The organism is Flavobacterium sp. (assembly GCF_024305175.1).
Lineage (GTDB): Bacteria > Bacteroidota > Bacteroidia > Flavobacteriales > Flavobacteriaceae > Flavobacterium.
In genome coordinates, this window is record NZ_JAMWYY010000005.1 from 75817 (window position 1) to 87801 (window position 11985).

At 40.8% G+C, this 11985-nt stretch carries 10 protein-coding genes; 6 read left to right on the top strand and 4 right to left on the bottom strand.

The genetic code is table 11. The annotated features are described in order from the left end of the window. Nucleotides 1-5 precede the first annotated feature (5 nt). Nucleotides 6-1028: a COX15/CtaA family protein gene (locus Q0K96_RS02400; RefSeq protein ID WP_297332423.1), complete on the top strand. Its 1023-nt coding sequence runs from the start codon at nucleotides 6-8 to the stop codon at nucleotides 1026-1028. A gap of 85 nt (nucleotides 1029-1113) precedes the next feature. Next, the gene (locus tag Q0K96_RS02405) at nucleotides 1114-1296 is read left to right on the top strand and encodes a CsbD family protein (RefSeq protein ID WP_297332414.1); all 183 of its coding nucleotides are present in this window, start codon (nucleotides 1114-1116) and stop codon (nucleotides 1294-1296) included. Nucleotides 1297-1405: 109 nt separating this feature from the next. Here the strand turns inward: Q0K96_RS02405 and glgB are convergent, their stop codons facing one another. From glgB to Q0K96_RS02420, 3 genes are all read right to left on the bottom strand, one after another. Continuing rightward, the gene (gene glgB, locus Q0K96_RS02410) at nucleotides 1406-3307 is read right to left on the bottom strand and encodes a 1,4-alpha-glucan branching protein GlgB (RefSeq protein ID WP_297332415.1); all 1902 of its coding nucleotides are present in this window, start codon (nucleotides 3305-3307) and stop codon (nucleotides 1406-1408) included. Between the two features lie 162 nt (nucleotides 3308-3469). Continuing rightward, the gene (locus tag Q0K96_RS02415; protein WP_297332416.1) at nucleotides 3470-5092 is read right to left on the bottom strand and encodes a trehalose synthase; all 1623 of its coding nucleotides are present in this window, start codon (nucleotides 5090-5092) and stop codon (nucleotides 3470-3472) included. Between the two features lie 2 nt (nucleotides 5093-5094). Continuing rightward, nucleotides 5095-7035 carry an alpha-1,4-glucan--maltose-1-phosphate maltosyltransferase gene (locus Q0K96_RS02420; RefSeq protein ID WP_297332417.1) on the bottom strand — a complete coding sequence of 647 codons (1941 nt, stop codon included), beginning with the start codon at nucleotides 7033-7035 and terminating at the stop codon, nucleotides 5095-5097. A 78-nt stretch (nucleotides 7036-7113) separates the two neighbouring features. Here Q0K96_RS02420 and Q0K96_RS02425 point away from each other — a divergent pair, with 78 nt between their 5' ends. From Q0K96_RS02425 to nth, 4 genes are read left to right on the top strand one after another with little or no spacing between them, the layout of a single operon-like run. Continuing rightward, a complete protein-coding gene (locus Q0K96_RS02425) occupies nucleotides 7114-7977 on the top strand; it encodes an alpha/beta hydrolase (protein ID WP_297332418.1) in 864 nt (287 codons plus the stop codon). Next, nucleotides 7974-8495 (top strand): peptide-methionine (R)-S-oxide reductase MsrB, encoded by a 522-nt coding sequence (msrB, locus tag Q0K96_RS02430; protein ID WP_297332419.1) that lies wholly within the window; start codon nucleotides 7974-7976, stop codon nucleotides 8493-8495. Before Q0K96_RS02425 ends, msrB (Q0K96_RS02430) begins: the two co-directional genes overlap by 4 nt. Beyond that, nucleotides 8495-8890: a peptide-methionine (R)-S-oxide reductase MsrB gene (msrB, locus tag Q0K96_RS02435; protein ID WP_297332420.1), complete on the top strand. Its 396-nt coding sequence runs from the start codon at nucleotides 8495-8497 to the stop codon at nucleotides 8888-8890. Before msrB (Q0K96_RS02430) ends, msrB (Q0K96_RS02435) begins: the two co-directional genes overlap by 1 nt. Nucleotides 8891-8944: 54 nt before the next feature. Further along, on the top strand, nucleotides 8945-9616 hold the full coding sequence (nth, locus tag Q0K96_RS02440) for an endonuclease III (RefSeq protein ID WP_297332421.1): 672 nt from the start codon (nucleotides 8945-8947) through the stop codon (nucleotides 9614-9616). A 25-nt stretch (nucleotides 9617-9641) separates the two neighbouring features. Here the strand turns inward: nth and Q0K96_RS02445 are convergent, their stop codons facing one another. Continuing rightward, entirely contained in the window at nucleotides 9642-11816 is a 2175-nt protein-coding gene (locus tag Q0K96_RS02445; protein WP_297332422.1) for a T9SS type A sorting domain-containing protein, read from the bottom strand. Nucleotides 11817-11985 lie beyond the last annotated feature (169 nt).

Below are 11985 nucleotides of genomic sequence, written 5' to 3' on the forward strand. Positions count from 1 at the left end.
TTATAATTATGAAACGCAATAAAGCTGTAATTACATGGCTACTGGCCGGGTGTGTGCTGGTATTCATAATGGTAGTAGTGGGTGGTATAACAAGGCTTACCAACTCCGGGCTCTCGATGACCGACTGGCATCTTGTAACGGACACTTTTCCGCCGATGAGCGAGGATAAATGGCAGGAAGCTTTTGAAGAATATAAAAAGTTTCCGGAGTACCAGAAAATCAATGTACATAACGATTTTACACTCGATGATTATAAGTTCATCTATTTCTGGGAATGGTTTCACCGTTTTATAGGCAGGGTTATCGGTATTGTTTTTATTATACCTTTCTTATATTTTCTTGTCCGTAAAAAACTCGACAAAGCTACAATAGGAAAGTGCCTGATTCTTTTAGGCATGGGTGCATTACAGGGTTTCTTCGGGTGGTTTATGGTTAAAAGCGGCCTGGTAGATAACCCCGATGTTAGCCATTTCAGGCTGGCACTGCACCTTACATTCGCATTTGTAACGTTTGCCTATACCCTTTGGGTAGCGCTTGACTTAGTATATCCTGAACGCAAACAACCTGTTTATGCGCTGCGCAAAATTGCACGTATAGCTTTAATCATATTAATTGCCCAGATAATTTACGGTGGTTTTGTAGCAGGGCTAAATGCGGGCCTTATACACAACACTTGGCCCTTAATGAGTGAAGGCCAGTTTATGCATGATAGTATTTTTATTGAAAAACCAACTGTTGGGCTTGCACTTACAGAGGGGCAAAGCGGCGTTCAGTTTGTGCACCGTACAATGGCTTATTTTGTAGTGGGTATCATCGTGTTTTTATACATAAGGTCAAGAAAAATAAATATTAACGTACAACAGCAAAAGGGGCTTAATGCTTTGGTAGTACTGGTGTTTATACAGTTTTTGCTCGGTGTGCTTACACTGCTGTACCGCGTACCGCTATGGCTGGGGCTTGCCCATCAGGTAATGGCTTTCTTCCTGCTTACCGCAATGACCTATACCCTGCACAGGCTCAGCAAATAAACTTTGTGATAACCTTAGTACGGCTTTGGCAGTAATTTTACATTTCGGTTGGTAACTTTACATTGTAATCAAAAAATAAAAGACGATGCCAAACAGAGAAGAAATAAGCGGAAGCTGGAACGAAATGAAAGGTAAGCTGAAACAAAATTATGGTGAGCTTACTGATGACGACCTAACATATGAAGAAGGAAAAGAAGATGAAATGTGGGGAGGCCTTGAAAAGAAATTAGGTAAAGCAAAAAAAGAAATACTTTCTATTTTTCAATAGCCCAACTTCCTTTAAGGATATACCACATCTCCTCTAAACTGTTTTATAAGCAGGATATTAGCTGTTTTTATACCGCTAAATAATCGCTTATAAAACAGTTTTTTTATTTCTATGATATTGTAAACACCACTGTGGCAAGCGGCGGCAATATCAATTCAGCCGAATAAGGTTTATGATTCCATGCTATCAGGTCAGTTTTTACAGTCTTATTTTTTACGCCACTGCCACCAAATGCCGCATCGTCACTATTAAATATCTCTTTCAGTTTGCCCTGCACAGGAACACCAATCCTGTAATTTTCCCTGATTACAGGGGTAAGATTACAAGCTACAATAAGGTTTTCTTCCTCATTTTCGCCTTTTCGTATATAGGCTATCACAGAGTTTTCGCTGTCGCTGTAATTTATCCACTCAAAACCATCGCCTGCAAATTGCTTTTCATATAAAGCAGGCTGCTTTTTGTATAGTTTGTTAAGCGCTGTAACCAGGTTTTTAATGCCGTTATGATAATTATGTTGCAACAGGTGCCAGTCAAGGCTCTGTTCAAAATTCCATTCACCGCTTTGGCCAAACTCACCACCCATAAAGAGGAGCTTGGTGCCCGGGTGTGTAAACATAAAGCTGTACAACAGCCTTAGGTTGGCAAAACGCTGCCATTCGTCACCCGGCATGCGCCCTAAAATAGAATGCTTTCCATAAACCACCTCGTCGTGAGATAATGGCAGCATAAAATTTTCAGTAAAGGCGTAGGTCATGCTAAAAGTAAGGTCGTTTTGATGGTGCCTACGGTAAATAGGTTCCTTTTTAAAATATTCGAGCGTATCGTGCATCCAGCCCATCATCCACTTCATACCAAAACCAAGTCCGCCAATATAAGTTGGGCGCGATACCATAGGAAAAGATGTACTTTCCTCGGCAATGGTTTGTACACCTGTAAAACTGCCGTATACGGCTTCGTTAAGCTCTTTAAGAAAGCTTACTGCTTCAAGGTTTTCCCTGCCACCATAAATATTAGGCTCCCATTCGCCATCTTTACGCGAATAATCAAGATACAGCATAGAAGCCACAGCATCTACCCGAAGGCCATCGGCATGGTATTTATCAAGCCAGAATATTGCAGTGCTAATGAGAAACGAGCGCACCTCATTTCGTCCATAATTAAAGATGAGGCTCTTCCAGTCGGGATGATAGCCCTTGCGCCTGTCGGGGTGTTCATAAAGGTTGGTTCCGTCAAAAAAGCCAAGGCCGTGGGCATCATCAGGAAAATGAGAAGGCACCCAGTCCAGTATCACGCCAATGCCTGCCTGGTGAAACTTATCTACAAGCACCATAAAATCTTCCGGTTTGCCAAAACGTGAAGTCGGTGCAAAATAACCTACAAGCTGGTACCCCCACGATGGGTCATACGGATATTCCATAATCGGCATGAACTCCACATGGGTAAACTGCATCTCTTTTACATATTGCACCAGTTCGTCAGCCAACTCTAAATAACTTAGCGAACGGTTCTCTTCTACTTTCTTTTTCCACGAACCTAAATGCACTTCATATACAGAGAAAGGGCTTTGCAGGCTGTTTTTCTCTGCACGCTTTTCCATCCATTTTGCATCTTTCCATTTGTGCTTTGTATCCCAAACTACAGAAGCTGTATTGGGCGGCGTTTCACAATAAAAAGCAAAAGGATCGGCCTTTTCGGTTTTAATATCGTTGTGGTGCGATTGTATCTTGTATTTGTATTTAGAGCCTTTATCCACATTCGGCACAAAGCCTTCCCATATACCCGAGCCATCCCAACGTACAAATAGCGGGTTCTCCCCTTCCAGCCAATAATTAAAATCGCCTATTACAGATACTGCCTTAGCCGCAGGAGCCCAAACGGCAAAATAAGTACCTCTAACACCATCAACTTCTGTAAGGTGTGCGCCCAATTTTTCATAGAGGCGGTAGTGCTTGCCTGCTTTAAATAATTCTATATCAAAATCGGTAAAAAGTGAGTGGGTTATGGTTTTCATTTAGTGTTTGTGTTTATTTTGTTCTCGACTGTGCCCGAACTGACATCGCAGTAAAATTTAAATATTATAATATGATTGATTTTAAATTTATCAAAACTTATCTTTTGTGTCACATCGAGCACAGTCGGAATGCTATTTATTTCGCATTTTTTGCAGCTTATATCAATACCCCATTATACTGGCAATACCTCGCAGCGGTATAACAGCCCAGCGCGGGCGCGAGTTAAGCTCGTAACCCAATTCATATACAGCTTTTTCGAGTATGCAATATTTAAGCAGAAATGCAATTTCTTTGCTGTAACCTATGTTCAGGTTCCCTTCCTGGGCTTTTTCTATATATGTATCTAAGAATACGCCTACCATATAGTTAAACAGCAACTCTCCGGCGGCAAAAAGCTCTTCCTGCTCATACGGGTACTTGTCTTTATTGTTAAATATAGTGGCATAAATGGCATAATGAAACGAACGGAACAGCCCCGCCACATCTTTTAACGGCGGCTGTTTTACCTTACGGTCGCGTATGGTGCTCTCCGGCTCGCCTTCAAAATCGAGAATATAAAAATCGTCTCCGTTAACCAATACCTGCCCCAAATGGTAATCGCCATGAATGCGTATGCGCTCACTCTTTAGCTTTGTCCAGTCAAAATCAAGAAAATGTTTCCTTATTAGTGTTTTATTATCGAGAAACTGGTGTGCCAGCTCCAGGGCAAGCCCGTCGAGCTTATGCAGGTTATTCTCTATTGTGTTTAGCCGGTTCTGGAACTGGTATATAAGCCTGTTTTTGAGCCACACGGTATAATCGCCGTTGTAGGTGGTTGGGGTAAAAGCAGTATCTGTTGTATCGCCACCCAATGCTATATGCATTTCGGCAGTGCGTATTGCCAGTGTACGTACCTTTAAAAATAAGCTAAGCCCTACCCAGTCTATAATTTCGGGTGGTATGCGGTTTATGGTAATGCTTTTAAACAGCTCTATATCAGGAAGGCTGTTAATCTTTATTTTCTTGTTTTTAAGATTATCAAAAACACCATCTATAGCATCGAGCATGTACTTCCAGGCATCGCCCTGGTTGGGTACAAGTTCCTGCATCAGGGCAAGGGTAATGTTATCATCGGCCATAGCCACGTTGATACTGCCCTTGTAAGCAGGGGTATGCTTAAACTTCATCCTCTCGGTAAGGAAACGGCTTATTTCATAATCCGGATTGGTACTTACATATATACGCCTGAAGAACTTAAGCACCAGGTTGTCGTTATAAATGATAGAGGTGTTGCTCTGCTCTATCCCCATAAACCTTGAGGATATATATTTATTTTCTCTTAACGACTTTCCTTTATGGAACTTTACATTACCGGTTTCAGCCTTACCGGCATTAATTATATTTTCGAATACCAGCCTGCGAAAATCTTCCTGGTGCAGGGCATCTACAAGATAGCCTTCTATACCGTTAAGCGTAACCGGGGCTATAAGCGTTTTAGTATCCAGCTCTTCCTGCGCCATAAAAGCAACAGGCATAAAATAGTGCTGTAAAAAAGCTTCTTTATAGTTTACCTCTATCAGGGCACCGTAATAGGTATTTTTTTCTGATGTTATCTTGAAATAATCTACAACCTCTATATATTTAAGAGTACTGGCCTTACCGCCATACCAACGCTTTTTAAGGATATAATTTTCAAGTATATCAGATGAAAAAACCTTGATAAACTCTGCATCATCAAATGCCTCCTTCCAGTCGGCTTTAAAGACGAAAGGAGCATTAAAAGTGTCCTGTATAGATGTAGCCATAATTATTTCTGAATTTTAAACAGGTGGAACGGCAGTGCGGGGTGCAGCTCTACAAAATTCCACTCTTTATCCCAATGGTAGCTGTTACCGGTAATCAGATCGGTAACCATTACCGTATGCCCTTCGTGTATTCCTAAAGCCTGTAAAGGCAACCTTATCCAACCCTGTTTGCTGTAAAATGCATCAAGGCTTGTTATCATAAGGGTTTCATTTTCCCTGCTGTCATCAAACTTATAATAAGCAATAAGCTGGTCGTTATCCGTATCGCAAAACTCAATGTTATTGGTTTGCTGTAACGATGCCTGCTCTTTGCGGATGGCATTTATCCTGCTTATTAGCCTCGTTATCTTATTTTCTTTATTCCAGTCCCAATGGCGCACTTCATACTTCTCAGAGTCCATATATTCTTCCTTACCCGGAATGGCATCGCTAACCATATATTCAAACACAGGGCCGTATATGCCCACATTACTGCTTAGTGTTGCAGCAAGAAAGTATTTTTGCAAATGGGTAGCCTCATTAGCACCCTGTAGCGGGAACGGATTAATATCGGGGGTATTGGGCCAAAAGTTAGGTCGGAAATATTCGCCTTGGTCGGTTTTTGTGAGTTCAGTTACATACTCTGTAAGTTCCTGTTTCGTGTTGCGCCATGTGTAGTAAGTATACGACTGTGTAAAGCCCTGCTTGGCAAGCTGCTGCATTATCTTTGGCCTTGTAAAGGCTTCCGAAAGGAACAGCACGTCAGGGTGCTTCTTTTTCACTTCTGCAATCAGCCAGCCCCAAAAGTAGAAAGGCTTGGTGTGCGGGTTATCTACCCTAAAAACGCGTATGCCGCACTGCTCTACCCAAAACAGGGCAATATCAAGCAGTTCCTTCCAAAGGTTTTTCCAGTCGCCCGACTCAAAATAAATAGGTTGTATGTCCTGATATTTTTTTGGTGGGTTCTCTGCATACTGCACTGTACCATCCGGCCTCCATTTAAACCACTGCGGGAAGTCTTTTACATACGGATGATCTGGCGCGGCCTGTAGTGCAAAATCCATTGCAACTTCTATGCCTAAAGCTTTTGCCTCCTGCACAAGATGTTTAAAGTCATCAAGCGTGCCCAGTTCAGGATGAATGCTTTTGTGTCCGCCATATTGTGAGCCTATACCCCATGGCGAGCCAACATCGCCCGGCTGTGCGGTAGTAGCATTATTTTTACCTTTACGGTTTACTTCTCCAATGGGATGCACCGGCGGAAAATAGAGTGTATCAAAGCCCATTGCAGCTACGCGTGGCAACAGCTTTTCACAGTCTTTAAATGTACCGTGCTTCCCTTCTTCGTGCGAAGCGGAACGCGGGAAAAATTCATACCATGTACTGAAAAGCGCCTTTTGCCTGTCAACATAAACTTTCAGTTCGGCAGTTGTATTAGAAAGGAAACGTGCAGGATATTTTTTAAAAATATCTTTCAGCCTGTTAGACATGGCCTCTGTAACGGCCATATCATAAGCTGAAGCATCTTTAAATATAGCTGCCGTTTTAAGCAGGTATTGTTTTTCCTGTGCTGTGGCTCTGTCAACTATAGCTTCTATATATTCGGCCCCTTCTAAAAGCTCTGAGGTTACCTTTTGATTATCCTGTATTTTACGCAGGGTGCCATGCTGCCAGTTAAGGGCATAATCTACCCATCCCTCTACACAGTAATTGTAAAAGCCCTGCTTTTCAACTGTAAATTCAGCCTCCCAGCTATCATTACCGGCATGGCGCATGCGAACCTCTTTCCAGTTGCGCTCTTTTTCATGGCGGTAGTTTACTACTGCCTGCATTACATCATGCCCGTCCGAAAGTATGTCTGCTGTAACAGTAACCTTTTGGCCTGTAATTCTCTTTATATAAAATTCTCCGTTGTTTAATTGTGGCTGTACATTTTCTATATGTACCCGTCGTTGATCTGGCATTATTTTAGGTTATATTTATGACTCTTAAATATAGGTAAAAAACTACTAATCCATAACTTAACATAAAGTTTTAGTAAAATGTCAGAAAAGAGTAAAAAACAACACGAAACATTAAAAATTCCGAAGCCAATACTGGTTACGGCTAAAATATTAGAACTCACATCTACAAAACTGGCAGCTAAATTTGCCATGAAACTCTTTGTGACTCCTGTAAAATTTACATTACCGAAACGTGAGGAGGAGATGGAAAGGAAAAGCAGGCAGGAAAATGTTCAGGTAAAATCGATAAACAAAACCATACATGTTTACCACTATGGCGAAGAAACTAAAAAGGTTTTATTGGTGCATGGGTGGAGCGGCCGCGGGACACAATTGCACAGCATAGCCGAAAAATTAATTAAAAACGGCTACAGCACGATAAGCTTTGATGCCCCTGCACACGGAAAATCAGGCAGTAAAAAAAGTGACATGACCGAATTTATTGCAGCTATACACCAGCTTAATAAAGATTATGGGCCTTTTGAGTTTGCCATAGGACATTCTTTAGGGGCGATGGCAGTACTTAATGCCATTAAAGAAGGACTCAAAGTACAGAAAGCTGTAACTATTGGCAGCGGAGATGTTATAAAAGATATCATGGATGATTTTATCAGAAAATTAGGTATGAAAATTGCAACCGGTAAACTGATGATAAAGATCTTTGAGAAAAAGTTTGGTACAACCATCAACAGCTATTCAGCGTATATAGCAGCACAGCAGGTTAGTGTACCTGTGCTGGTAATACATGATACAGATGATACTGATGTACCTGTAAGCGCTGCGCACCATATTCACCAAAACCTTAAAGATGCAGAGCTGCTTATTACATCAGGATTGGGACACCGAAAAATACTCGGAGATAAAAAAGTAATAAACCGTATAACAGATTTTTTAGCAACATGAAACATTTATTGGTAATAGCGACGCTTTTCTGCCTGGTATCTTGCCAGGGACAGACTGCAAAACAAAAAACAGTTAAAAACGAACAGCCCGCAGAAAAAGAAGCAGCAGAAGCTGCGTTTAAAGTAAACAAAACGGATGCCGAATGGCGTGCACAACTAACACCTGAACAGTATGATGTGTTGCGCAATAAAGGCACAGAACGCCCCTATACCGGCGAATATGATAAGTTTTTTGAAGATGGTGTTTATGTGTGTGCCGCATGCGGTAACCCATTATTTAAATCGGATACAAAATTTGATTCGCACTGCGGCTGGCCTTCTTTTGACCAGGCTATAGAAGGTTCTGTAGTTTATGAACACGATAACAGCTATGGCATGAGCCGAACAGAAGTGATGTGCGCCAACTGCGGCGGGCACCTGGGCCATGTGTTTGACGATGGCCCCGAAGAAACAACAGGCGACCGCTATTGCACTAACTCAGTATCTATTAAATTTATACCAACAAAAAAGAAACCATAATGAAAAGTTATAGTGTAGAAAAACCGGAAACAGAATGGAAAGCGCAGCTCGGTGCAGAACGTTATAAGATATTAAGGCAAAAAGGAACCGAATTTCCGCATACAGGTGAATATAACCTCCACTTTGAAAAAGGCACTTATGTTTGCGGGGCCTGTGGTGAGCCACTTTTTGACAGCGACTCAAAATTCAGGTCGGGTTGCGGATGGCCTTCTTTTGACGAATCACTACCGGGTAAGGTTGAATACATCCCGGATAACTCTTTTGGTATGAAGCGTACAGAAATAGTATGTGCCAATTGTGGCGGACATTTGGGGCACATTTTTGATGACGGCCCTACCGAAACCGGCCAGCGTTATTGCGTTAACTCGCTTTCGGTAGATTTTAAAGAAAAGTAAAAGCAGCCTGAAAAGGCTGTTTTTTTTTGTAATTTGCAGTAAAAGTAACAGCTTATGGATTTATTTTCAGAACAACGTGATTGGGCTAAGGCATTGCAGCCGCTTATAGATAAATATAATGGTAAGCAACATCCGCTGCACTATAAAAATTTATATCAGGCAGTGGTAATGGTTGTACTGTCAGCACAGGATAGTGACGCCCATATCAATAAAGTAGCACCCGCTTTTTTTGAACGCTTTCCCGATATGAAAGCACTTTCAAACGCTAATACCGAACAGCTTACGGAATACCTTGCCGAAGTGCGTTTTCACAATAATAAAATTGGCTGGTTACAGGAAATAGCTTCTGAGATTAAAGAAGATAAAAACATACCGCTAACCATGAAGGAACTCACGTCACTTAAAGGTATTGGCAGAAAGTCGGCTAACGTAATTATGCGTGTTGGCGGCGCAGAAGCAGAGGGCATACTTGTGGACCTTCATGTGCTTCGAGTAGCACCACGACTGGGTATAGCAACCGGTAAGGATGCCAATAAAATAGAAAAGCAAATGATGGAAAAACTGCCGAAAAGCATGTGGGGCGAAACAGGCATGGCAATATCTTTTTTAGGAAGGGAAACCTGCCGCCCTAAAAACCCGAAACACAGCGAATGTATTGTTAGCGATGTATGCGAATACTGCCTGCTAAATAAAAAAGCTGTATCAAATACAAACATATTCGTTTAAGAATTTGATACAGCTTAATCTTTAATTATTTACGTACAATCTTAAAGCTTTGTTTTTTTCCGCCTGAAGTTACATTTACAATATATACTCCCTCAGATAAAGAAGAAAAGTCTACCCTGGCTTCTGTTGTATTATATTGCTCATTAAAGACTTTCTGGCCTAAAAGATTAATAACATCTACACTGTTAATAGCATCAATGTTATTGATAGTTAGCACTTCAGTTACCGGATTAGGATAAAATTTTAATGTGTTCAATTCAGAAGGCTCAGTATTGCTTAAAGGTGTTGCTACCGATAATGCCCCTATATGAATGTCATAAGTTGCCGGATTAGCTATAGGCCCATCTACAGCCTGAAACGCTATTTGTACACTCTGTCCGGTATATTCAGAAAGATCGAGTTCAAAATCGGTTAGTACATTAGTAAGGAAATCTTCATCTGTGTTCTCTGCAGAGAAAGTATATATTGGTGTCCAGTTAGAACCACATTCATCAGTTGATATCAAAATATTCAGTTTATCATCTGTATTTGCAATACCTAACGGATCCGGGTTAGCATTTGTGTAATCAGTAAGTGCAATTTTAAATTTAAGTACTGAGTCATCCGAAAGATTAATTTTTGGAGAAATCAGCCATGAATTTACGGTATTAGCTGAAAAAAAAGTAGTGGCAGTAGGCATACCTAACACATTAGAACTTCTCCATGTAGAGGCAGTTCCCTGCGGATTAATCATAGATGGTTCTGTACCGGGTAGTGTTGTTATTGCTGCCTCATACCACCCCGGGTAAGCAGCACTTAAATTACTGCCGGTAAAAAGACTGAAATCATTTTCTACAGGCAAGTTAACCGTATTTGCGGGAGCGGGAGAAAACGTGATTATATTAGCTGCAGTATGAGTCGTGTTATAGTAGTAATCAAAGCTGCCGGGGTCTCCACAACGCTGAAATTCATAAACACGGGCATAATAAACCTGGCCACAGTTAAGGCCGTTAATAACAGCCCTTGTAGAAGTACCGTCATACACAATCTGTTGCCCTGATCCGCTGTAAACAGAATTTTGTATGTTTTCAGCTAAACCAAATCCACTTACAGGAGGTGTGATATCAGGAGTGTCGCTCATAATAACCAATCTTCTGTAACCGCTTCCGTTTTTCCATCTTACACGTACTGTAGAAGGGGTAAGTGTAGTAGCCGTAAGGTTACTTACCTGATTTAAAGGCACAGCAGGCCCCTCAATTTCCGACATTTCGGAATATGTAATATCACCTGTAGTTAAGCAGGTAGCACGAAGCCTGTAATAAGTATTTTCTCCTGTAAAAACAGGTGGTTCTAATATTGTTGCCTCCGCACCGGTTATTTCAGTCCATGTAGTCTGGTCAAACGACTGTTCCCATTGGTATTTTATATTAGAAGCACCTAAAGTCTGTATGATAGCTTTAATTTTTCTCGGAGCTTCCTCAAAACAGGTATTTATATATGCAGGGGTAACTGTAGATAGTGTTATTGCACCTGTACAGGCTGCTGGAGGAGTAAATACAATTCTTTTACCCTCTAAATGTTCTAAATCTGCAATTGCATTATTAGATACTACACCAGAAGACTGAAAAGTAATACCGGGTGTCAGGCTTAAAAAAGAAGCCTCATCACCCATACCCACAGAAGCAGATAATTCATCGGCAGCATTAAGCGAAGAACCATATATATACTCTATTTTGTTTGTAAACTCAAAGAGCCTGATTTTAAAAGAAGCAAAAAATGTTTCGCTGGCTGCACCTGATCCTATGTTAACATTATGCCATCCTATCTCAAGCATCCTGTTTGGCGGAGCACCTATAACCCTGTAGCTAATAGTACCCGTACCCCTGTTGTTGTAATCCCACAACGGAGCAAGCATGGGTCCTTGGTTTGCATTATTACGCAAGTTGTTATTACGAGATGTTGCTCCCGGTGTGATAGGTTTACCCAATCTTATATAACCGTTGGTACTAATACTAAACGTTGTATAATCAACATTAGCAAAATTAAAGGTAAAGCCAATAGGAATATTGTCCTGAAGCCCATTAATACCTGTGGCAGTAGAGTTTGTTCCGTTAACCGCAACATACGGAAAATTAGCTACACTATATGTGTAATGAGAAACTTGTGCATTTACTCCTATACAGAATAGCAGCATTAAAAGGGCACGATTCATTTTGTTCATTTATTAGATGTTTGGCAAAATTAGCTATTAAAACAACCTGATTTACAAGTTACTAATCATTTTTATTTATCGTGTAATAGTCTTGATAAGCAAAAGCTAAATAATAAATAAATATTTATTTAAAATATACCTAATCATAGGTATTTAATAAAATTCAGAAGGGATTATA

What these genes read in the sequence shown, in the direction of transcription:
- Q0K96_RS02405 (WP_297332414.1), top strand. Translation starts at nt 1,114, where the DNA reads ATGCCAAACAGAGAAGAAATAAGCGGAAGCTGGAACGAAATGAAAGGT.
- glgB (WP_297332415.1), bottom strand. Translation starts at nt 3,307, where the DNA reads ATGAAAACCATAACCCACTCACTTTTTACCGATTTTGATATAGAATTA.
- Q0K96_RS02415 (WP_297332416.1), bottom strand. Translation starts at nt 5,092, where the DNA reads ATGGCTACATCTATACAGGACACTTTTAATGCTCCTTTCGTCTTTAAA.
- Q0K96_RS02420 (WP_297332417.1), bottom strand. Translation starts at nt 7,035, where the DNA reads ATGCCAGATCAACGACGGGTACATATAGAAAATGTACAGCCACAATTA.
- Q0K96_RS02425 (WP_297332418.1), top strand. Translation starts at nt 7,114, where the DNA reads ATGTCAGAAAAGAGTAAAAAACAACACGAAACATTAAAAATTCCGAAG.
- msrB (WP_297332419.1), top strand. Translation starts at nt 7,974, where the DNA reads ATGAAACATTTATTGGTAATAGCGACGCTTTTCTGCCTGGTATCTTGC.
- msrB (WP_297332420.1), top strand. Translation starts at nt 8,495, where the DNA reads ATGAAAAGTTATAGTGTAGAAAAACCGGAAACAGAATGGAAAGCGCAG.
- nth (WP_297332421.1), top strand. Translation starts at nt 8,945, where the DNA reads ATGGATTTATTTTCAGAACAACGTGATTGGGCTAAGGCATTGCAGCCG.
- Q0K96_RS02445 (WP_297332422.1), bottom strand. Translation starts at nt 11,816, where the DNA reads ATGAACAAAATGAATCGTGCCCTTTTAATGCTGCTATTCTGTATAGGA.